Source organism: Nonomuraea sp. NPDC049684 (assembly GCF_044465345.1).
Lineage (GTDB): Bacteria > Actinomycetota > Actinomycetes > Streptosporangiales > Streptosporangiaceae > Nonomuraea.
The window spans coordinates 302,338-323,606 of record NZ_JBITLO010000005.1 but is presented as its reverse complement, the minus strand read 5'-3'; the positions used below and the strand labels follow the sequence as shown (position 1 = coordinate 323,606).

The following is a 21,269-nucleotide window of genomic DNA, read 5'->3' as shown; positions in this document are numbered from 1 at the left end:
GGCCGGCGGCTTGCTCAGCGGTACAGAGCCGACTGGACGTCTTCCTTGAGGCCGAGCGCCACGCGTTCGGCCGGCCGCGCCAGCTCCTCCTCGATCTCCTCCATGGCCTCCGCCAGCACCCGCGCCTCCGCGTACGGCAGCGCCGCCAGATGCTCCTTCCGCAGGTGCGTGGGCGGGTGCGTCCTGTCCACCCGTAGTTCGTCCAGCCCGGCTTCCGCGCACAGCCGTTCGATCTCCGCCTCAGAGATGCCGGCGACGTGGGCCCGCAGCTCCGCCCACAGGTCCTGCCGGCCCACCGCGAGGGTCTGCGCCTCCAGGAACCGGTCGGCGGGCACGACCCGCGTGCGCACGGCGTCCATCGAGGAGAGCGCCGCCTCGGTCCCGCCGACGCGGGCCTGGATGGCGTCGGCGCGGTACTCGGCCCGCTGCGACGACCGGTGGACCATCAGCTCCAGGACGAGGATGAGCCCCCGCACCGGCAGCCCGACGACCGCGAGCAGGCATTCGGCGGCCAGCCGGGACAGGCCGTCGCCCGGCTGCCAGCAGAACCGGGTCACCTCCCGCAGCTCGTCCAGCGAGTACAGCGCGCCGCCCACGACAAGCCCGTGCCTGGCGTCGCCGTTGCGCGAGTGGGCCATCTCGTGGGCGATCACCGACACGCGTTCGGCCGGGGTCAGCAGCATCCAGAGGGGGTAACCGATCTCCACCAGGCGGCGTCTGCGCCAGCCGTACGTGGCGAAGGCGGCGTTCGGGACGCCGCTGAGCACTACGAGGTCGGTGGGCGGCGCGCCGACCTCCGCGCCGATCCGGTCGATCAGCTCGTACAGGCGCGGGGCGTTCTTCCGGGTGAGGGTCTCGGCTCCGCCCGGGACGCCCATGACGCGGGGACGCAGCAACCAGGCGACGTCGAGCGCGATCACCCCAAACGGCACGCTGAGCAGGGTGAACCTGGTCACCAGGTAGCCGCCGAGGACGAGGAAGGCGAACGGGAGCAGATGGACCAGCGCGGCGAGCGCGTAACCGGCCGCCCGCGCGGCCCCGGCCGATCCGCCCGCCCGAGCGGCGTCTCCTTCGCGGGCGGCGCGCATCACGTCACGGTGGAGGCCGTGGATCACGGCCGCCTGCCGGCGCGCCGCCCATCCCTTGCCGGTGCTGGACACGGCAGACAAATGTGCCGAGGCGGCACGAGAACGTCAAGGGTGATCTACGTCCAGGACAGGACGCGTTTGCGCCAGGCGTACAGGATGCCGAGGGCGATGAAGCCGAGGAACACGAACATCTCCACCAGCGTCGTGACCCCGTAGCCGGGCGCGTCGAAGATCGTGGCCCACGGGAAGAGGAAGACGGCGTCGACGGCGAAGACGACGTAGAGATAGGTGAAGACGTAGTAGCGGACCTGCGACTGCGCCCAGCCGTCGCCGACGGGGTCGACGCCGCATTCGTAGGTGGTCAGCTTCTCGGGGGTCGGCCTGGTGGGCCGCAGGAGCCGGTTGGCCATGAGGGCCCCGGCGACGATGGCGACACCGATCGCGAGCAGCGCGGCGACCAGCACGTAGGACCCGAAGTAGCCCTCCATGACGTGATCGTAACCCAGTCAAACCTCAGACCCCATAACCCCAAGACGGGGCAAAAGGTAAGATCCCCCACATACCCTGACAGACATGCATCAAACGCGATTCTTTGCTGGAATCGCTCTGCTGGCCCTCTCGGCCGGGGGCTGCGGGCTGGCCGCCGCCGCACCCGAGCGGGACGTGCTGGTCCCGGCAGAGCCGACCGCGATCGACTTCGTCGACCCCGCGACAGTCGTCGGCCTGTCCACCGCGACCATCACGAACGAGGACGACGACCACAGCAGATACGTGCACATCAGCTACCCGGAACTGGCCGACGCGCCGGGCCTCAACCGCGCGCTGCGCGCCGACGCCGAGCGGCAGCTGCGGGACTTCCGGGCCGCCAAGAGCGTCAACGGCGACTACCCGCGTCCGGAGCTGAACGTGGACTGGCAGCTCGCCGCCCGTTCCCCGGAGGCCGTCGCGGTACGGCTGCGCACCGGCGAGTTCCTGGGCGCGAGCTGGGGCAACTCCACTCGTACCTTCTGGTTCGACCCGCGTACCGGCAAGGCGGGCGGGTCCACGGCGCTGCTGGGCGGGACGCAGGCGCTGGACCGGCTCGCGGTGCTGGTCAAGGAGCAGCTCAAGGGACGCGGGCCGCAGGTCGAGCGGGACGGCGTGCGGGCCGACCCCGGCCAGTTCGACTCCATGGCCTTCAACCGCAGCGGTGACCTGGTGGTCGAGTTCGACGACTGCCAGGTCGGGCCGTGCTCGCTCGGCCGGGTCGCGGTGGCCGTCCAGGCCGGACGGGTCGCGCCGCTGCTGTCCGAGCTGGGCCGCCGGGCGCAGGAGAGCGTGCGGGAGGCCGCCCGCAGCGCCCCTCCGGCCGGGCCGACGACGACGCCGAAGACGGGGCCGACGGCGAGCCCCGAGGCGTCCAGCAACCAGGCCGGGAGCGTGAACTGCGCCAGGACCAAGTGCGTGGCGCTGACGTTCGACGACGGGCCGGGGCCGCGCACCGGGCGGCTGCTCGACCTGCTGGCCGCGGGCAAGGCGCGGGCCACCTTCTTCGCCGTCGGGACGAACGCCGTCGCCCAGCCGGGCCTGCTGCGCCGGATGAGCGCCGAAGGCCACCTGGTCGGCAACCACTCCTGGTCGCACCGGGACCTGTCCAAGCAGGCGACCAGCAAGATCGCCGACTCCTTCCGGCGTACCGACGACGCCGTCCGGGCGGCGATCGCGCAGGAGCCCACGCTGGCCCGCCCGCCCTACGGCGCGATCAGCAAGGACGTGCGCGACGTCGCCCGCGACCTGGGCCTGTCGCTGGTCGGCTGGGACGTGAACTCCAGGGACGAGCCGGGCGCGACGGCCTCGGAGATCACCGACCGCGTCGTGCGCAAGGCCCATCCGGGCGCGATCATCCTGATGCACGACACCAACCCCGAGTCGATCGACGCGATTCCGGGCATCCTGAAAGAACTCAGCGGGAAGGGTTACACCTTCGTGACCGTTCCAGAGTTGTACGGCTCCGCATCGATGCGCGCCGGACGCCTGTACGAGTCGGGGAACCAGCAGTCGCGTAAGCAGCCCCTGACGTAGCACACGTGTTGGGGGGACGTATCATTGGCGCTCGTGACCCGAACCGTCCTCTTCGCACGCCTGCATGTAGACCTCTGCAGGCTCGCGTCAGGGCTGTGTCGTCGTTCTCCCGCCTCACCCTGACTTCCGACCGCGTTACCCGCTTTCGCGGCTGGCAAACGCGTGACCTTCCGAGGATCTAGCATGGAAACAGAGAACGCGCCCAAAGCAACCGCGCCTTGGCGCGTCGAGGAGGACTGAGCTGTGACGAAGCAGGTCCAGCAACTCGACCGCGTGATCATCAGGTTCGCCGGCGACTCCGGCGACGGCATGCAGCTCACCGGCGACCGCTTCACCGCGGGGACGGCGGAGTTCGGCAACGACCTGTCGACGCTGCCCAACTTCCCCGCCGAGATCCGCGCCCCCGCAGGAACCCTGCCCGGCGTGTCGAGCTTCCAGCTCCACTTCGCCGACCACGACATCCTGACCCCCGGCGACGCGCCCAACGTGCTCGTGGCCATGAACCCGGCGGCGCTGAAGGCCAACCTCGGCGACCTGCCGCGCGGCGCCGACATCATCGCCAACACCGACGAGTTCTCCAAGCGCAACCTGCAGAAGGTCGGCTACGCGGCCAACCCGCTGGAGGACGACTCCCTGAGCGAGTGGCGCGTGCACGCGGTGCCGCTGACCTCGCTGACGGTCAAGGCGCTCGAAGGCTTCGAGATCTCGAAGAAGGACGCCGAGCGCGCCAAGAACATGTTCGCCCTCGGCCTGCTGTCGTGGCTCTACCACCGGCCGACCGAGCAGACGATCTCGTTCCTGCAGCAGAAGTTCGCCAAGAAGCCCGACATCGCCAAGGCGAACATCGCGGCCTTCCAGGCGGGCTGGAACTACGGCGAGACGACCGAGTCGTTCTCGGTCTCCTACGAGGTCAAGCCGGCCAGGCTGGCTCCCGGCGTCTATCGCAACATCTCCGGGAACCAGGCCCTCGCCTACGGGCTGATCGCGGCCAGCGTGCAGTCGAAGCTGCCGCTGTTCCTGGGCTCGTACCCGATCACGCCGGCCAGCGACATCCTGCACGAGTTGTCCAAGCACAAGCGGTTCGGCATCCGCACCTTCCAGGCGGAGGACGAGATCGCGGGCGTCGGCGCGGCGCTGGGGGCCGCGTTCGGCGGGGCGCTGGGCGTGACCACCACCTCCGGCCCCGGCGTGGCGCTGAAGGCGGAGACGGTCGGCCTGGCGGTCACCACCGAGCTGCCGTTGATCATCGTTGACGTCCAGCGCGCCGGTCCCAGCACGGGCATGCCGACCAAGACCGAGCAGACCGACCTGCTGATGGCCATGTTCGGCCGCAACGGCGAGTCGCCGGTGCCGATCGTCGCGCCGCTCTCGCCGAGCGACTGCTTCGACGCGGCCGTCGAGGCGGCCCGCATCGCGGTCAAGTACCGCACGCCGGTCATGTTGCTCTCGGACGGCTACCTGGCCAACGGCTCGGAGCCGTGGCGCCTGCCCGAAGTTTCCGACTTGCCCGACATTTCGCAGGAATTTACGACCGAGCCCAACGGTGAGGGCGGCGAGTTCCTGCCGTTCAAGCGTGACACCGAGACGCTGGCCCGCCCCTGGGCCATCCCCGGCACCCCCGGCCTCGAACACCGCATCGGCGGCATCGAGAAGGCCGACGGCACCGGCAACATCTCCTACGACCCGGACAACCACGACCTGATGGTCCGCACCCGGGCCGCCAAGATCGCCGGGATCGACGTGCCCGACCTGGAGGTCGACGACCCCGACGGCGACGCCAAGGTCCTGGTCATCGGCTGGGGCTCGACGTACGGGCCGATCGCGGCGGCCGTGCGGCGCATCAGGCGCAACGGCGGCAAGGTCGCCCAGGCGCACCTGCGCCACCTCAACCCGCTGCCGGCCAACACCGGCGAGGTGCTCAAGAGCTACGACAAGGTGCTGCTGCCCGAGATCAACCTCGGCCAGCTCGCGCTGCTGCTGCGGGCCCGCTACCTCGTCGACGTGATCAGCTACAACCGCGTGCGCGGGCTCCCGTTCAAGGCCGAGGAGCTGGCCGGAGTCATTCAGGACGTGATCGACAGTGACTGAGCTGGTGAACGGGAAGGGCCTGAGCCTGGTTCCCAAGACCGACGTCAAGCAGGGGCTGAAGGACTTCAAGTCCGACCAGGAGGTGCGCTGGTGCCCGGGTTGCGGCGACTACGCGATCCTGGCCGCGGTGCAGAGCTTCCTGCCCGAGCTGGGGTTGCGGCGCGAGAACATCGTGTTCGTCTCCGGCATCGGCTGCTCCTCGCGCTTCCCGTACTACCTCGACACCTACGGCTTCCACTCGATCCACGGCCGCGCGCCCGCGATCGCGACCGGCCTGGCCGCCTCGCGGCCCGACCTGTCGGTGTGGGTGATCACCGGTGACGGCGACGCGCTGTCGATCGGCGGCAACCACCTGATCCACGCGCTGCGCCGCAACGTCAACCTGAACATCCTGCTGTTCAACAACAGGATCTACGGTCTGACCAAGGGCCAGTACTCGCCCACCTCCGAGGTCGGCAAGATCACCAAGTCGACGCCGATGGGCTCGCTGGACAAGCCGTTCAACCCGATCTCGCTGGCCATCGGCGCCGAGGCGTCGTTCGTGGCCCGCACGATCGACTCCGACCGCAAGCACCTGCAGTCGGTGCTGCGCGAGGCCACGGCCCACCGCGGCACGTCGCTGGTGGAGATCTACCAGAACTGCAACATCTTCAACGACAACGCCTTCGAGCAGCTCAAGGACCCGGCGGTCCGCGACGACATCACGCTGCGCCTGGAGCACGGCGAGCCGATCGTGAGCGCGTCCAAGGCCGTCGTGCGCGGCGCGAACGGCGGCATCGAGGTCGTCGCCAGGGACGGCGTGAGCGAGGAGCAGATCCTCGTGCACGACGCCCACAACCCCGACCCGTCGGTGGCCTTCGCCCTCAGCAGGCTCGACGAGCCGGCCTTCGAGCACGTGCCGATCGGCATCTTCCGCCAGGTCGACCGCCCGGCCTACGACGTGCTCATGGCCGACCAGCTGGAGGAGGCCGTGGCGCAGAAGGGCCCCGGCGACCTGAGCGAGCTGCTCATGGGTGGAGACACCTGGCGCATCGGCTAGTTCGTGTATTAGATGGAGCCGTCGGCCCGACGGCTCCATCTTCCACGGAGGTCAATCCACGATGTCGTATTGGCCTGAGGCCGTGGTGCTGGTGACGGGTGCGGCCGGGTTCATCGGATCGCACCTGGCCGCGCGCTTACGCGTGCTCGGCGCGCAGGTGCACACGGTCAGCCGGCGGCCCCAGCGCGCCCGCCACGGGGAGATCTGGCACCAGGCCCGGCTCGACGACGCCGGCGACACCGCGCGGCTGTTCCGGTCGGTACGCCCCGATCTGCTGTTCCACCTGGCCGGCGAGGTCACGGGGTCGCGCGGCGACGAGGTCGTCCGGGCCACGCTGGAGAGCAACGTCGTGGGCGCGGTCAACGTGCTGTCGGCCGCGCGCGAGCACGGCGTCCGGACCGTGTTCACCGGCTCGATCGAGGAGCCGCGTCCGGGCAACGACCATGCGCCGCCCTCGTCGGCGTACGCGATGTCCAAGTGGGCCGCCACCGGCTACGCGCGGCTCTACCACCGGCTCTGGGACCTTCCCGTCACCGTGCTGCGTCCCAGCATGGTCTACGGCCCGGCCCAGCCCGACACCACCAAGCTGGTGCCGTACGTGACGCTCAGCCTGCTGCGCGGCGAACGTCCCCGGCTCACCAAGGGCGCCAAGCTCGCCGACTGGATCTACGTGGACGACGTCGTCGACGCGTTCGTGCTGGCCGGCGAGTCCGACAAGGCGGTCGGCCACACGCTCGACGTCGGCACCGGCGTACGGACCGCCGCCCACGAGGTCGTCGAGCGGCTCTACCGCATCACGGGCGCGGGCACCCGGCCCGAGTTCGGCACCGCGCCGGACCGCCCGCACGACATCACGCAGGTCGCCGACATCGTCCCGGCGGCGGACCGGCTCGGCTGGCGCCCTGCCACGGAATTGGACGAAGGGTTGCGCCGGACGGTCAATTGGTACGCATCCCAAGAATGTCACGAAGAAAGGCGTCCTTAGCCGGGCAGGCGAAATTCTGGGAGCATGGGGCTACTTATTCCGGCCGGAGGAGTCGCCTTTATGAGCCGCCTGAACGCCCTGCGCAGTCGTTTCGTGGACGCTCCCGACTCGCTGGGGGCCAAGGCGCGGGCACGCAGGTGGCAGTGGTTCGCCGCCCGTTTCCCCGACCTCGACCGGATGAGCGTCCTCGACCTCGGCGGCACGGCCGGGGCCTGGATGCGCGCCCCGGTCAGGCCCGCGCACGTGCACATCGTCAACCTCGAACAGCCGCCCGCCGACCTGCCGTCCTGGCTGCGGGCCGACGTCGCCGACGCCTGCGACCTGCCGCCCGCGATCCGCGGCGCCCGCTACGACCTGGTCTTCTCCAACGCCGTCATCGAGCACGTCGGCGGGCACCAGCGCCGGCAGCGGTTCGCCGACACCGTGCACGAGATGGCCGACCGCCACTGGGTGCAGACGCCCTACCGGTACTTCCCGGTCGAACCGCACTTCCTGTTCCCCGGCTTCCAGTTCCTGCCGCTCGCCGCGCGGACGACGATCCTGCGCCGCTGGCCGCTCGTCCACACGCCGACCTCCGACCGGGACGCCGCCCGGATGATCGCCATGGAGGTCGAACTGCTGAGCGTGACCGAGATGCGGCACTACTTCCCGAAGTCGCGGCTGCGCTTCGAGCGGCTGGCCGGGCTGGTGAAGTCGGTCATCGCGGTCCGCAGCTAGCGTCCGGGCTCGGCGGGGTCAGTCCGTGCCCATGATGCTCGCGCCGCCGCCCTCCCAGGAGTTGCCCTTCCAGACGTTGCCCGGCCCGTTCGCGTCCCAGTACGACACCGGGCCGGCGTAGCCGCCCTTCGGCCAGACCTTGCGGCTGAAGACGTTGTCGATCACCTTGATGTTGGACGACAGGCCCTTCCGCCCGGCGCCCGCGTACAGCGACCAGCCGCCGCCGGCGAGGTAGTTGCCCTGGACGGTGACGTTCCTCGTGACGCCGAAGTCCTGGAAGAGGGCGATGGCGCCGGTCTGGTCGAGGGTGTTGATCACCGTGTTGCGCCGGATGACCAGCTCGGTGCCGGGGGCGGCGGTGCCGGTGGACATGATCATGTCCGTGTGGTCGCCGGAGTAGTACTTCGGGTCGTGCACGTAGGAGTCCTCGACCAGGCCCTGGTCGGTGAGGATGCCGTTGGAGATGGTGTGGATGTCCACGCGGCGGATGGTGATCAGCTTGCCCTGGTTGAGGATGCCGAACTGGGTGCGCACCTTGCCGTTGCCGAAGATCTCGCTGTCCTCGACCTTCAGGCCGGAGAAGCCCTCGCGCTGGAGGATGCCCCAGTAGTCGCTCTGGCCGCGGACGCGGGTGTTGCGGATGGTCACGTTGTCGGCCTCGACGGTGATGTCACCGGTGACGTCCCAGCCGTCGATGACCTTGCCGTCCTCCTTGATGACGATCGAGCCGGTCTTCTTGACCAGGTCGGTGCCGTCGGGGACGCCGGTGTTGCCCGCCCCGGGCCAGCCGCCGCCGGGGGGCGGGGTGGAGGTGGGGGTCTTGGTGGGGGTCTGGGTCGGCGTCTGTGTCGGGGTGTGCGTCGGGGTCTGCGGCGGGGTCTTGGTGGCCGTGGGGGGCGCCGTATGGGTCGCCGTCGGGGTGCCGGTGGGTGTCTTGGTGGGTGTCGCGGTGGGCGTCGGGGTCGGCGACTCGCTGGGCGGCGGGCCCGTCGGGGTCGGGGTGCGGGTGGCCGTGACGGTCGGCGTGGCGGGAGGGCTCACCGTGGGCGTCACTGTGGGCGTCGTCGTGGGCGTCCCGGGCGTCGCGGTGGGGGTGCCGGGCGTCGCGGTGGGGGTGCCGGTCGGCGTCGGGCGGTGCGTGGGCCGGTGGGTGGGACGGCGCGTCGGGCGCGCGGTCGGCTTCCTCGTCGGCCGCCTGGGCCACCACCAGGGTTCCTGGCTCCTGGTCCTGGCGGGCCGGGGCTTGTGGGTGGTGGGACGCGGCCGGGCACGCCGGCCGGCGGCGGCCTGCGGCGAGGTCGCGCCGCTCGCCCCGCTCGCCTCCGTCAGGACGGCCCTGGGCTCCAGTACGTCGGAGACGACGAGGCCGTACCCGCCGGCCAGCACCGCCACCACGGAGACCCCGGCCAGGGATAACCAGCCGGTGCGTCTCTTGCCTCTTCGATGCCGCGACACAGGCGACTCCTTCCGATCGTGGCCGAGTCCGAGTCCCCCAAGGGGAGAGAGTAGCCATGCCGAAAGAAGAAGTAGTGCCTTTTACCGAAATAAACTCGTTATCCTCCAAATTCCCAACAAGCTCATGTTTCACATCTATCGCGGCGAATCCGACAAAAGGTCGTTATCCCGGCGTTACCGTGCCGCCGTTTTCCCAGGTGTTCCCGTGCCACCGATTTCCGGGCCCGTCTTTATCCCAATATGAAACCGGCCCCGCCGCTCCGCCCTTGGGCCAGACGCGGCGGCTGAAGACGTTGTCGATCACCTTGATGTTGGACGACTTCCCCTTCACCCCGGCCCCGGCGTACAGCGACCAGCCGCCGCCGGCCAGCAGGTTGCCCTCGACCGTCACGTCCTTGACCACGCCGAAGTCCTGGAAGAGGGCGATGGCGCCGGTCTGGTCGAGGGTGTTGATCACCGTGTTGCGCCGGATGACCAGCTCGGTGCCGGGCGCGGGCGGGCCGGTGGACATGATCATGTCGGTGTGGTCGCCGGAGTAGTACTTCGGGTCGTGCACGTACGAGTCCTCGACCAGGCCCTGCTGGGTCAGGATGCCGTTGGAGATCGTGTGGACGTCCACGCGGCGGACGGTGATCAGCTTGCCCTGGTTGAGGATGCCGAACTGGGTGCGCGCCTTGCCGTTGCCGAAGATCTCGGTGTCCTCGACCGTCAGGCCCGTGCGTCCCTCGCGCTGGAGGATGCCCCACCAGCCCTTGGTGCCGCGCACCCGCGTGTTGCGGATGACCACGTCGTCGGCCTCGACCGTGATGTAGCCGGTCACCTCGACGCCGTCGATCACCGTGCCGTTCCTGGTCACCCGGATCGATCCCGACTTGCGCAGCGTCACCCCCTCGGGGACGCCGGTGTTGTGCGCGCCCGGCCAGCCCTGCTCGGCCGGCTTCGACGGCGACGGCGTGCCCGGCCTGGACGTGCCCACGGCGGGCGACCGGGTGACCTCGGGCCCGCCCGGGGACCCGGTGCAGCCGCCCAGCAGCACGACCAGGACCGCGACGAGGCACCAGCCCCCTCGGACGTACGGCCTCACTCGCCCTTGGTCCTCCGGCCGCCGACGAGGTCGGCCAGCGCGGGCGGCGTCCAGCGCTTGGCGACCTGGCGCAGGTTGCTCTTCCACGCCTCGCCCGGCCGCTGCTTGAACAGCGTGGTGTGGTCGTCGGTGACCTCGTCCTCGGGTCTGCCGTTGGAGTAGTAGTAGAGCGCCATCGAGCGGCGGGCCCGGTCGTCCGGGCAGGTGAGCGGGTCGGGGTGGCCGTGGTTGGCGTCGTCGGTCGTGGCGAACAGCACGAACCGGTTGAAGACCGGGAGGATCTTGCCCTCGCACTCGGTCATGTCCTTGTTCCACAGCTGCAGGTGGCCGCCGTAGCTCTCCTGCCAGTCCTTGTTGAGGTAGAGCAGGCCGTTGAGCCGGCGGTCGAGGTTGAGCCGGCGGCTGCGGTTGAAGTCGGCGTGCACCTTCAGGAAGCCGCCGGGCCGGATCTGGTGCAGGCCGCCGCCCTCGAAGTGCGGGTCGGAGACCAGCTGCGTGATGCCGGTCAGCCGCTCCAGGAACTCGACGAACACACCGCTGTTGAACTCGGCCAGCAGGCGCCGGGTGGCCGGCCCCATGCGCTCGGTGTCGGCCAGGGCCAGCTTCACCTCGCGCGCGCTGTCGAACCGCTGCCAGGTGGCGTCGCGCGGCTCGGGGAACTCGTCCAGGACGGGCTCCAGCACCTCGGGCGGCAGGAAGTCGTCGATGACGACGTGACGGAACGGCGAGGCGGTACGGAACTGCTCGGAGTACTTGTCCGCCAGCGGGAACAGCTCGTCCCGGTGGAAGGTGAAAGCCTGCAGATCCTGCATGGAATGTGTCTCCGTCTCCTACGACACCCGGCCCCTACCTCCTCATCGCCTCAGCAGTGCCTTCTGTTACCTGTAACGATCCATTCCCGGCCGCCGATGGCGACATGTGACGCCCGGCTCTCCCCGAGTCGCGATCGTGATCGTGACCTACAACAGCGCGCCGGTCCTCGGCGGTTGCCTGGCCTCCCTGCCCGAGGGCGCGAAGGGGGTCCGGCTCACCGACGTCGTCGTGGCCGACAACGCCTCCAAGGACGACTCGCTCGCCATCGCCGAACAGGCCGCCGGCCTGCCCGTACGGCCCCTCCAGGTGGGCCGGAACGCCGGGTACGCCGCGGCGATCAACGCCGGGGTCGCCTCGCTCGACCTGGACGGCCTCGACGCGGTGCTCGTCCTGAACCCGGACTGCCGCCTGCGCCCCGGCGCGCTGGCCGTGCTGGCCGCGGCACTCGACCGGCCCGGCACCGGCATCGCGGTCCCCCGGCTGGTCAGCACCGAGGGGGTGCTCCACCACTCGCTGCGCCGCACGCCCGCGGTACGCCGCGCGCTGGCCGAGTCGCTGGTCGGCGGCCGATTGGCGGGCCGGATCGGCACGCTGGGCGAGATGGTCGTCGACCCGGCCCGCTACGAGCGTCCTGGGCCGGCCGACTGGGCCACCGGCGCCGCCATGCTCGTCTCGGCCACGGCGCTGGCCCGGCTCGGCCCCTGGGACGAGTCCTTCCTGCTCTACAGCGAGGAGACCGAGTACGCCCTGCGCGCCGCGGACGCCGGCTGGACCCTCTGGTACGAGCCGGCCGCGGTGGTCGAGCACATCGGCGGCGAGGCCAAGACCAGCCCGATGCTGGCCGCGCTGCTCACCGTCAACCGCGTCCGGCTGTTCCGGCGGCGGCGGGGCCGGGTCGCGACCGCGGGCTTCTACCTGGCGGTGCTGCTCGGCGAGGCGATGCGGGCGGCGGCCGGACGGCGTACGGCCAGGGCCTCGGTCGTGGCGCTGCTCAGGCCGTCCCGCCGGTTGCGGGCCCTGCCGGGCTGAGCCGCGGGCCCTTCCACCGCAGCCGCGGGCCCGTCCGCGGGACGCCGGCCCTTCCACAGGAGAGGAACACGATGAGAGTCGAGCGACTGGGGCTCGAAGGCGCGCTGCTGTTCGTGCCGACGCCGAGCCACGACGACCGCGGCCTGTTCACCAGGACCTTCGACGCCGTGATCGCGGCCGAGCACGGGCTGGACCACACGGCGTTCGTCCAGGACAGCCAGTCGCGCTCGCGGCTCGGCACGGTCAGGGGCATGCACGGCCGGTCGGGGCGCGGCGAGGCCAAGCTGGTGCGCGCCGCCCGGGGCGCGGTGCTGGACGTCCTGGTGGACGCGCGGCCGGGGTCGCCGACGTTCGGCTCGCACGTCGCCGTCCGGCTCGACGACGTGACCTTCGCCAACCTGTACGTGCCGCCGGGCGTCCTGCACGGCTACCAGGCGCTGACCGAGCAGGCCGACGTCTGCTACCGCATCGACAGGGAGCACGACCCGGCCGAGGACCTGGCGGTCCGCTACGACGACCCCGACCTCGCGCTGCCGTGGCCGTTGCCGGTGACCGCGATCAGCGAGCGCGACAGGTCGGCGGGCTCGTGGAAGGAGCTCAGGGCCGTCCTGGCCGCCTGATCGCGGCGTTCGAACCGCATCAGCGCCCCGGCCGCGCCGACGAGCAGGAACAGCACGCTGGTGATGCCGGGGAAGGACAGCAGGTCGAAGGTGGCCGCGCCGAGCAGCGGGATCACCAGGCAGGCGGCGATGGTCAGGCCGAGGTTGCGCACGTTCGGGTCGGTGCTCATCCGGCGCACCCGCAGGGCGACGACGATCCCGCACACGATCACGCCGACGAACCCGAGCACGCCGACCACCCCGGTCTCCACCAGGGACAGCAGGTACTGGTTGTCGAACACCTGGTGCTTGAAGGGGTACCAGGTGCCCAGGCCGCGGCCGAAGACCGGGCTCTTGGCGAACTCCCGCATCGCGAAGGGGTAGTCGTGGGTGCGGTAGATGACGCTGCTGTCCTCGCCCGCGCCGGCGAACAGGTTGTAGAACGTGCCGATCAGGCCCGGCGCCAGGACCTTCATGAAGCCCAGGAACACCACGAACGCGCCGATGGTGACGATCCGCCGCCGGTTGGACCAGCCAAGCAGCAGGATCAGCCCGGCCCCGGCCAGGCCGAGCACGGCCGTCCTGGAGACCGAGAACATCAGGCCGGCCGCGATGACGGCCGCGCAGACCCACCAGCGGCCCGCGGCCTGGCCCCGGCTGCGCGCCTGGAAGCCGAGGTGGGCGGCCAGCGGCAGCAGCATCGCCGACAGCGCGCCGAACTCGATCGGGTGGCCGAGCGTGCCGGCGACCCTGCGCAGGTCGGACCGGGAGATCACGGTCGGCACCTCCTCGACCGAGGAGTGGCGCAGGCCGGGGACGCGCATGTACTCGGTCAGGTCGAAGTCCAGCCGGAACTGCAGCAACGCGACGATCGCGGCGAACGTGCCGCCGATGACGACCGCCTTGAGCACGAAGTCGAGGCGCTCGCGGCTGCCGATCCCGTCGCACATGACCAGCAGCAGGCTCGCGTACCCCAGGTAGAGCACCAGCGTGTGGTCGGCGAGGTTGAGCTCGTCGGAGGGCAGGTAGCGGTAGGTCGTGTAGCCGTAGACGGCCAGCAGGAGCATGCCGTAGACGAAGATCGAGGTGCGGACGGGGTTGCCGCCCTTGGCGACGCCGGTCGTGCCGACCATCTGGGCGCACACCCACACCACGCCCATGAACAGGGCCATGATCTCGGCGGGGGTGAGCGAGAGCGGCAGCCCGGCGACCGCCAGGCGGGCCGGCAGGATCAGCAGGAACAGCACGAACAGGCAGGCCAGGGTGGCGCCGTCGGCGCGCCGCGGCAGGACGGTCGCGGTCATCCTTCGTGTCCCGCCGGCGTCCTGGCGCCGTTGGCGAGCGCGGGCTCGAACCGCACGGGACCGCTCCCGGACCGGCGGCGCGCCCGGCGGTGCCGGGCGAGGCTCTCGACGGCGAAGGCGGCGAACAGGCTCATGAAGAACGCCAGCGCGCCGGTGATGACGGCGCTGCGCATGCGGCTGCCCTTCTTCTCGTCGGGCGCGGTCGGCGGCACCACGACGGTGGCGGTCACGTACGTGCTGGGCGGCGCCTTGACCTGCTGCTGGCGGGCCCGGAGCTCCTTCTGGGCCAGGGCGGTGACCTTCACGACGATGCCGTGGGCCAGCTCGGCGGTCGGCGCCTCACAGATGATCACGATGAACGGCGTCGCGGGCATCAGCTCGGGGTTGGTGCCGCCGCTGGTGATCTTGAGGGTGACGTCGCCGCCGATGGGCGCGCCGAGCTCGGCGGCCGTCCGGGGCGTGTTGAGCGCCTGGATGAGGATCGAGGAGGTCATGCTGAGCCCCTGGTCGAAGGAGACCAGGGGGTTGGTGCGCGGGTTGGGGAACTTGGGGTCGCTCGGCACGCTGCCGCCGGTCACCGGCAGGGTCAGCACGAGCGCCGAGGTGGAGATGAAGGTCTTGGGCGCGACGGCGAAGACGCCGAGGGCCGTGACGACCGTGAGCAGGAACGCGGGGACCGTCACGTACCAGCGCTTGAACAGGATCTTCGCCGTCGCCCAGAAGTCCATGGCGGGCCCTCACTCCTCGCCGTCGTCCTGGTTCGCCTTCCTCGGCCCCGGAACGGGCGACAGCGGGCCGGCCCGGTAGGCGGGGAACTCCATGGTGGCCGAGCTGTCCTCGTCGAGGACCGGGAGCTCGGCGGGCTCGCCCGCCTGGGCCTCGACCGGCTCGGGCGCCGCAACCGGGACGGGAACCGGAACGGGGGCGGCGATCGGGGGCGCGGGCGGGGCGGCGGGTTCGGGCTGCCGGCGCTGCCGGGGCTCGCGCCGGACCACCACGCCGTAGGCGATGCCGAGGCCCAGGAACAGGGTGAGCAGCGCGCCGCCGATCGCCCCCTGCCAGTTCACGCTGTGGTCGGCCTCGGGCTTGGACGGCGGCACGATGTCGGTGGAGGTGATGAAGGTGTTCGGCGGCGCGCCGAGCGTCTTCTGCCATTTGTACAGCTCGGTCGCCACGCGCTCGCGGGCCGCCATGAGCACGGTCGTGGCCTGCCGGGGGGACTCGCTGTCCACCCTGATGTAGATGTAGGGCCCGTTGATGTCCAGGACGTTGGGGTTGGTGCGCCCGTCGTCGATGGTGATCTCGGTCGGGCCGTCCTTGGGGGCGCCGAGCTCGGTCCAGACGTCCTGGGTGTTCATCGCGAGGATGACGATGCTGGCCCCGGTCTTGAGCGCGTCGTTGAAGGACAGGAAGGGGTTGGTCAGCCCTTGCTTGGTCTTGTCGCTGTTGACTGTGCCGCCGTTCACCGGGGTGGCGAGGACGAGGGAGACGTCGGTCGTGTAGTGGGCCGGGAGGACGAGGTACACGACACCGCCCACCAGGATCGACAGGAGGATCAGCGGCGGGCCTATCAGAATTCGTCGGAGAAGACCAAGGATCGCCTTCCAGAACTCCATTTTGGTACGTTCCCCCGCATCAGCGAACTTGCCCTATAGCGGACCATCGCCCAATCGCTGGCAGACGTTACATCCCCCCAGATCGGTTACATCGGACGTGATCGCCGCGATAGACCTACGACTACGGCGACGGGGGCTTTCGGTGGGGCTGACAACTGAGCGTCCGGCGACGCGGAGCAGGCTCGCCGGGCTCGACGGGTTACGGGGGCTGGCCGCGCTGTTCGTGGTCCTGCACCACTGCTGGCTGCTGTCGTTCCCCGGGTTCCCGGTCAACGACGCGCCCTGGTGGACGGGGTGGCTGCTCTACGGGCACTTCGCGGTCGTGGTGTTCATCGTGCTGTCCGGGTTCTCGCTCGCGGTCTCGCCCGCCCGGTCCGGCTGGCGGCTCGGCGGCATCCCGGCGTTCTTCAACCGGCGGGCCTGGCGCATCCTGCCGCCGTACTGGGCGGCGCTGGCGTTCAGCCTGGTGATCGCGTGGACTGTCATCCCGCAGCCGGGGCAGCAGGTCCCCACCGGGCAGTCGGTGCTCATCTACGGCCTGCTGCTCCAGGACGTCTTCGGCTCCCCCAGCCCCAACGGCGCCATGTGGTCGATCGCCGTCGAGGCGCAGCTCTACCTGGTGTTCCCGCTGATGATCCTGGTGCTGCGCCGGTGGGGCGCGGCGGTGATGCTGGGCGCGGTGACGCTGGTCGTGGTGGCCGTGGGGGCGCTGGCGCCGTACGTGCCGGCCGTGGAGCTGCTGATGCGGCTGACCCCGCAGTTCGCCGCGCTGTTCGCCGTGGGCGCGGTGTGCGCCGGGGTGGTGCGGGCCTCGGAACGTTCCGGGGGGCCGCCCTGGCACTGGCTGGCCGCGGCGGCCGCGCTGCCGGTGCTCGCGCTGGTCGTGGTGGCCGGTCCCGAGTGGGTGGTCGGGCACTTCTTCTGGGTGGACCTCGCGGTCGGGCCCGCCGCCGGCCTGCTGCTGGCCGGCGTGGCGACGGGCCGGCCGTCCTGGCTCGTCCGGCTGCTGGACACCCGTCCGGTACGGCGGCTCGGCTCGTTCTCCTACAGCCTCTACCTGATCCACGCGCCGCTGGTCGTCATGGTCAACCGGCTGGTCGTCGCCCCGCGCGTGCCGCCGGGGATGCCCGCCTTCCTCCTCACGCTCGCCCTGGCCGTGCCGGCGAGCGTGGGAGTGGCGTGGTTGTTCGCGTCCGTCTTCGAGCTGCCCTTCCAGCGGCACAGAGGCTGGCGGAGCCTGCGCGAGGCCGCGCGGGCGCGGTTCAGGTGACCCGGATCAGGTGATCTTCGCCAGCGCCTCGGCCTCGTAGGCCGCCGCGAGTTCCTCGGGGATGCGCGACAGGTCGTCGGCCCGGTGGAAGTCGCGCAGGGTGGTGCCGCGGCAGGCGGCGTCCACGTTGGGGGCGGCGGCGCGCGAGCGGACGTCGTCGATGTGGACGGTGCGGAAGTCGATGCTGAAGCGGGTCCTGCCGGAGGTGTTGGCGACGGTGGAGTGCAGGTGCGCGCCGGAGAACAGCATCATGCCGCCCGGCTCGGGGACGAGCCGCAGCTCGGGGTCGAGGTCGAGCGCCTCCTCCGGCTTGGGCTGCTCCCTGGTGTCGCTGTGGACGTGCTGCGCGGCGGTGGGCCGGCTCACCGCGGTCCATTCCGCGTAGTCGTAGCGCCCGCTGCCGTTGCGCACGGGACGGTCGAAGTACTGCGGGTGCAGGGCGAAGACGTTCTCCGGGACCACCTCGTAGATGGGCATCCACCAGTTGACCTGGCAGAACGGCGCGGAGTACCAGCAGTCCCTGTGCGCGTGGTAGGCGTAGGAGATGCCCGAGTCGAGGTAGTGGTCGGCGGTCGAGGTGCGCAGCCGCGGCACGTCGAAGTAGGTCTGGTCCAGCGCCATGCCGAGCTCCGCCAGCAGGGCGCCGATCAGCTTCTTGCTGGTGGGATGATGGATGAAGCGGGGCTTGAGCTCGGCGAGCAGCGCGGCGAAGTCCTCCACCGGCATCTCGTACTGGGCGGTCTGCGGGTCGCGTGCTCCGAACGCCTCCTCGATCAGCTCGCGGGCGAACTCGATCAGCTTGGTCGAGGCGGGGGTGGCGGAGTAGAGGAACACGTCCCCTTTGAAGATCATTTGGCGCCGAACATCATCCCGAATTCGGCTATTGGTTAATATAACGGACATAGCGAGATTTACCCCCTCGCGTCGTTCTTTTCCTTTCTCTCGCCGGTGCCCGCTTCTTCGTTACAGGGACTTACAGCGGCAATTGTGTCTCGGTGTCCGGACGGGCGACATAAGTCGAGTAGTCGGGGTGGTCGAACCGGTGCAGCGCCTGGATGTTGTCGTTCCAGGGGGCCGGGACCGGGCGCTTGTGCCGCAGGCCGTGGATCGGGGCCAGCTTCATCGCCTTGTTGTCCTCGTTGAACTCCCGGATCGCGCTCAGCTCGCCGACGTAGTCGTTGTGGATGACCTGGTCGTCGTCGCCGACGGTGTCGTCCAGGTAGACGAACACGCGGGGCAGGAAGTAGCGGTGGTCGCCGGCGAACAGCCGCAGCGCCGCCGCCGTCGAGGAGTAGAAGTCCACGTCGATGGAGACGAAGCCGATGGGCGCGGGGCGCTCGCCGTCCAGGAACTCCCCGACGGTGTCCTCGATGTTGCCCAGGATCAGCTGCGCCGCTCCCAGGCGGGCGCGCAGGGCCTCGACGTCCATGACGAAGTCGCCCTCGCGCCAGATGTAGGGCAGGTCGCGGTAGTCGGTGGGCTTGGGCAGGCCGGCGCCGGTGTCGAAGCCGTACACGTCGATCTTGACGCCGGTCGCGGCCGTCGCCAGCGCCGCCATGCGGTTGAGCTCGACCATGCCCGCGCCGCCGGCGACGCCGAACTCGACCACGCTGATCCGGCCGACGCCGAGCCGCCTGGCCAGCTCGGCCGCCTGCTGGACGCCGTACGCGTAGTGCGGGCGCGGATAGAGGTCGAGCGCGCAGCGCAGCTCGTGGGAGCCGAACGGCAGGCGCCGCATGACGGCCAGCAGGATGCGGCCCGGCTGCATGAGCAGCCGCACGATGCGAATCAGCACGAGAGTTTCACCCTTTCGAGGAGACGAGTCGGGCGGCCAACCCGGCGATCTTGCGGCTGCGGTGCGTCAGCATCTGCTGCTGGCGCCGCCAGTACGTGCGCAGCAGCACGGCCCGCGCGCGGGCGCGTTGCTCCGCCGACAGTTCCGTGCCGCCGAGGGCCCGGTGCATGGCCCGGAACTGCAGCGTGGTGGCGAAATGAGCGGTCCAGGCGGGCACGCCGAGCGCCGCGGCGATCCCGGACAGGCGGCGTTCGCGCAGGTTGCGATGGGCCAGCACCCGCGGGACGTGCCCCCAGGGCGCGGTCAGCGCGAGCATGGTGGCGTAGACCTCGTCCTCGCGGATCATCAGCGGTCTGGGCACGGCGGCCACCCGCTCGCGCCGCATCAGCCCGTAGAGGGGGTCGAGGCCGTGGTGCTGGGTGGTGACCACGTCCCACAGCTCGTCGAGGCGGTCGACCGGGTCGTCGGAGAGCATCCGGGTGCCGCGGTAGCGCGGCTCGTGGACGGTCCCGTCCGCGCCGGTGTACCGGACGTCGGAGGTGACCAGGATGAGCCGCTCGTCGGCCAGGAACGGCTCCAGCGTGCGCGAGACGTAGTCGGGTTCGAGCAGGTCGTCGTCGCCCATCCAGCGGAAGAACTCGCCGCGCGCGCGGCGCAGCACCTCCACGAAGTTCCCGACGACGTGCAGGTCGTGGGGCTGGCGGTGGTAGGCGATGCGGCCGTCCTGGCGGGCCAGCTCGCGGCAGAGCTCCTGCGTGCCGTCGGTGGAGGCGTTGTCCGAGATCACGACCTCCAGCTCGGCGTGATCCTGGGCGAGCGCGGAGCGCACGGCCGTCTCCAGCCGGTCCGCGCCGTTGCGGACCGGGATTCCGATGGACACCAGCATCGTCTCTCCTCGGGGTCAGCGCGCGCGGGCGGGCAGCAGCCGCACCAGACGGGCGCTCACTAGGTGGAACTGGTCGCGGGTCACCACGACCAGCACGTACGCCAGCAGCCCGCCGCCGCCGGCCAGGGCGAGCTGGACGAACGGGCTGCCGTGGGTCAGGCTCGCCAGGCCGAGCATGACGGCGGCGCAGACCACCGCCCCGACCGCCGGCCGTACGAGACCCGGCAGCACCGGCCCGAGCCGGACCCCGGCCCGCTGCACGGCGATCATCGCGAGCGGCAGCGCGACCAGCACGGCGGCGGCGGCCTGGCCGATCGCGGCGCCGCGGATGCCGTCGAGGTGCGTGCCGGCGATGACCGCCGGGATCATCGCCGCGGCGTGGCCGAGGTTCATCCAGACGGTCGAGCGGGTGGCGCCCTGGCCGTTCAGGATGTCGAGCGCGAAGGCGGTGAGCATGCGCACCACCATCAGGACCGCCAGGAAGCGCAGCACCCCGGCGGACTGCTCCCACTCCGGGCCGTAGATGAAGATGATCATCGAGTGCGCCAGCACCGCCATGAACACCGCCAGCGGCAGCACCATGGCGACGAGCAGCGGCACGCTGCGCTGGACGCCGATCGACAACGACTCCTCGTCGCGCTCGGCCAGCCGGGAGAAGCCGGCGATCGACACCATGCGGATGGCGCTGCCGATGATGCCCGGCACCCAGCTCGACACGTTGAACGCCATCAGGTAGAAGCCCAGCCACGCATCGCCCATGATGTTGCCGACGATGATGTAGCCCACGTTGAGCAGCAGGACCTCCAGGGCGATCCCGGCCGCGGAGGGGATCCCGAACCTCAGCAGCCGGCCCGCGATCTGCCGGTCGAAGCCGAACCGGTAGGGCAGCCGGGCGTAGATCAGCATGAAGACGCCGGTGACCACGGCCCCGGCGAGCTGCCCCCAGGCGAAGCTGTAGGCGCCGGCGCCGTTGACCGCGAGCACGATGGCCACCGGCGCGTTGACCAGGAAGCCCGCGAGCACCGCCTTGGCGTTCTTGCCGGTGCGGAACCAGCGCAGCAGGGCCGCGCTGCGCACCGCCGTGACCGCCTCGACCAGGATGACCGCGGTGAGAATGCGCACCACGGAGGTGGCCTCCGCGCTGCCGGCCAGCGCCGAGAAGTACGGCGCCCCGACCCAGAAGATCCCGTACAGGCCGAGCGCGGAGATCATCGTGAGCGTCGTGGCCGTGGGCGCGATGTCCTCCAGCCGGCCGCGCCACTGCACGACGGCCGACATGACGCCGACGTCCTTGACCACCATGACGAACTGGGTGGCCGCGAGCGCGACGGCGTACGTGCCGAAGTCCGCGGGTGCGAGGAGCCGGGCCAGGATCAGCCCGAGGATGAACGAGCCCGCACGGGTGACCAGCGTGCCGAGCAGGCTCCACACCGCCCCTCG

At 70.7% G+C, this 21,269-nt stretch carries 21 protein-coding genes; 9 read left to right on the top strand and 12 right to left on the bottom strand.

Features of this window, described 5'->3' with window-relative positions; genetic code table 11:
- Window positions 1-14: 14 nt before the first annotated feature.
- The gene (locus tag ACIBST_RS18680; protein WP_397173036.1) at window positions 15-1,160 is read right to left on the bottom strand and encodes a M48 family metallopeptidase; all 1,146 of its coding nucleotides are present in this window, start codon (window positions 1,158-1,160) and stop codon (window positions 15-17) included.
- Window positions 1,161-1,204: 44 nt separating this feature from the next.
- The gene (gene ndhC, locus ACIBST_RS18675; RefSeq protein WP_387678251.1) at window positions 1,205-1,576 is read right to left on the bottom strand and encodes an NADH-quinone oxidoreductase subunit A; all 372 of its coding nucleotides are present in this window, start codon (window positions 1,574-1,576) and stop codon (window positions 1,205-1,207) included.
- Between the two features lie 85 nt (window positions 1,577-1,661).
- On the opposite strand from ndhC, the gene ACIBST_RS18670 reads away from it, so the two are divergent.
- From ACIBST_RS18670 to ACIBST_RS18645, 6 genes are all read left to right on the top strand, one after another.
- The gene (locus ACIBST_RS18670; protein WP_397173034.1) at window positions 1,662-3,149 is read left to right on the top strand and encodes a polysaccharide deacetylase family protein; all 1,488 of its coding nucleotides are present in this window, start codon (window positions 1,662-1,664) and stop codon (window positions 3,147-3,149) included.
- A 33-nt stretch (window positions 3,150-3,182) separates the two neighbouring features.
- Entirely contained in the window at window positions 3,183-3,272 is a 90-nt protein-coding gene (locus ACIBST_RS18665) for a putative leader peptide (protein ID WP_352322479.1), read from the top strand.
- A gap of 120 nt (window positions 3,273-3,392) precedes the next feature.
- The gene (locus tag ACIBST_RS18660; protein ID WP_397173032.1) at window positions 3,393-5,237 is read left to right on the top strand and encodes a 2-oxoacid:acceptor oxidoreductase subunit alpha; all 1,845 of its coding nucleotides are present in this window, start codon (window positions 3,393-3,395) and stop codon (window positions 5,235-5,237) included.
- Window positions 5,230-6,276 carry a 2-oxoacid:ferredoxin oxidoreductase subunit beta gene (locus ACIBST_RS18655; protein ID WP_397173030.1) on the top strand — a complete coding sequence of 349 codons (1,047 nt, stop codon included), beginning with the start codon at window positions 5,230-5,232 and terminating at the stop codon, window positions 6,274-6,276. Before ACIBST_RS18660 ends, ACIBST_RS18655 begins: the two co-directional genes overlap by 8 nt.
- Before the next feature lie 61 nt (window positions 6,277-6,337).
- Entirely contained in the window at window positions 6,338-7,261 is a 924-nt protein-coding gene (locus tag ACIBST_RS18650; RefSeq protein WP_397173028.1) for an NAD-dependent epimerase/dehydratase family protein, read from the top strand.
- Window positions 7,262-7,321: 60 nt separating this feature from the next.
- Window positions 7,322-7,978 carry a hypothetical protein gene (locus ACIBST_RS18645; protein WP_397173026.1) on the top strand — a complete coding sequence of 219 codons (657 nt, stop codon included), beginning with the start codon at window positions 7,322-7,324 and terminating at the stop codon, window positions 7,976-7,978.
- Between the two features lie 18 nt (window positions 7,979-7,996).
- On the opposite strand, the gene ACIBST_RS18640 is transcribed toward ACIBST_RS18645, so the two are convergent.
- The 3 genes from ACIBST_RS18640 to ACIBST_RS18630 form a co-directional block, all read right to left on the bottom strand.
- Window positions 7,997-9,433, bottom strand: coding sequence for a hypothetical protein (locus ACIBST_RS18640; protein WP_397173025.1), 1,437 nt, complete (start codon window positions 9,431-9,433; stop codon window positions 7,997-7,999).
- Between the two features lie 163 nt (window positions 9,434-9,596).
- Window positions 9,597-10,517, bottom strand: a complete 921-nt coding sequence (locus tag ACIBST_RS18635; protein ID WP_397173023.1) for a hypothetical protein — start codon at window positions 10,515-10,517, stop codon at window positions 9,597-9,599.
- Complete coding sequence (locus tag ACIBST_RS18630; RefSeq protein ID WP_397173022.1) at window positions 10,514-11,329, bottom strand: 2OG-Fe(II) oxygenase; 816 nt, start codon at window positions 11,327-11,329, stop codon at window positions 10,514-10,516. The genes ACIBST_RS18635 and ACIBST_RS18630 overlap by 4 nt, the downstream gene beginning before the upstream one ends.
- 106 nt (window positions 11,330-11,435) lie before the next feature.
- Between ACIBST_RS18630 and ACIBST_RS18625 the strand changes: the two genes are divergently transcribed.
- Together ACIBST_RS18625 and ACIBST_RS18620 are read left to right on the top strand one after the other, a co-directional pair.
- The gene (locus tag ACIBST_RS18625) at window positions 11,436-12,359 is read left to right on the top strand and encodes a glycosyltransferase family 2 protein (RefSeq protein WP_397173020.1); all 924 of its coding nucleotides are present in this window, start codon (window positions 11,436-11,438) and stop codon (window positions 12,357-12,359) included.
- A gap of 71 nt (window positions 12,360-12,430) precedes the next feature.
- The gene (locus tag ACIBST_RS18620) at window positions 12,431-12,979 is read left to right on the top strand and encodes a dTDP-4-dehydrorhamnose 3,5-epimerase family protein (RefSeq protein WP_397173018.1); all 549 of its coding nucleotides are present in this window, start codon (window positions 12,431-12,433) and stop codon (window positions 12,977-12,979) included.
- Here the strand turns inward: ACIBST_RS18620 and ACIBST_RS18615 are convergent.
- Genes ACIBST_RS18615 through ACIBST_RS18605 form a run of 3 tightly spaced genes read right to left on the bottom strand, consistent with a single transcriptional unit; the run spans window position 12,868 to window position 15,878 of the window.
- Window positions 12,868-14,262 carry an O-antigen ligase family protein gene (locus ACIBST_RS18615; RefSeq protein WP_397173017.1) on the bottom strand — a complete coding sequence of 465 codons (1,395 nt, stop codon included), beginning with the start codon at window positions 14,260-14,262 and terminating at the stop codon, window positions 12,868-12,870. The genes ACIBST_RS18620 and ACIBST_RS18615 overlap by 112 nt on opposite strands.
- A complete protein-coding gene (locus ACIBST_RS18610) occupies window positions 14,259-14,990 on the bottom strand; it encodes a hypothetical protein (protein WP_397173015.1) in 732 nt (243 codons plus the stop codon). Before ACIBST_RS18610 ends, ACIBST_RS18615 begins: the two co-directional genes overlap by 4 nt.
- Window positions 14,991-14,999: 9 nt before the next feature.
- Complete coding sequence (locus ACIBST_RS18605; RefSeq protein WP_397173013.1) at window positions 15,000-15,878, bottom strand: hypothetical protein; 879 nt, start codon at window positions 15,876-15,878, stop codon at window positions 15,000-15,002.
- Window positions 15,879-16,020: 142 nt separating this feature from the next.
- Between ACIBST_RS18605 and ACIBST_RS18600 the strand changes: the two genes are divergently transcribed.
- Complete coding sequence (locus tag ACIBST_RS18600; RefSeq protein ID WP_397173011.1) at window positions 16,021-17,148, top strand: acyltransferase family protein; 1,128 nt, start codon at window positions 16,021-16,023, stop codon at window positions 17,146-17,148.
- Between the two features lie 6 nt (window positions 17,149-17,154).
- Here the strand turns inward: ACIBST_RS18600 and ACIBST_RS18595 are convergent, their stop codons facing one another.
- From ACIBST_RS18595 to ACIBST_RS18580, 4 genes are all read right to left on the bottom strand, one after another.
- Window positions 17,155-18,000: a hypothetical protein gene (locus ACIBST_RS18595; protein WP_397173009.1), complete on the bottom strand. Its 846-nt coding sequence runs from the start codon at window positions 17,998-18,000 to the stop codon at window positions 17,155-17,157.
- 121 nt (window positions 18,001-18,121) lie between these two features.
- Window positions 18,122-18,943, bottom strand: a complete 822-nt coding sequence (locus ACIBST_RS18590; protein WP_397173008.1) for a hypothetical protein — start codon at window positions 18,941-18,943, stop codon at window positions 18,122-18,124.
- A gap of 7 nt (window positions 18,944-18,950) precedes the next feature.
- Window positions 18,951-19,829: a glycosyltransferase family 2 protein gene (locus tag ACIBST_RS18585; RefSeq protein ID WP_357994053.1), complete on the bottom strand. Its 879-nt coding sequence runs from the start codon at window positions 19,827-19,829 to the stop codon at window positions 18,951-18,953.
- A 15-nt stretch (window positions 19,830-19,844) separates the two neighbouring features.
- The gene (locus ACIBST_RS18580) at window positions 19,845-21,260 is read right to left on the bottom strand and encodes an oligosaccharide flippase family protein (RefSeq protein WP_397173006.1); all 1,416 of its coding nucleotides are present in this window, start codon (window positions 21,258-21,260) and stop codon (window positions 19,845-19,847) included.
- Window positions 21,261-21,269 lie beyond the last annotated feature (9 nt).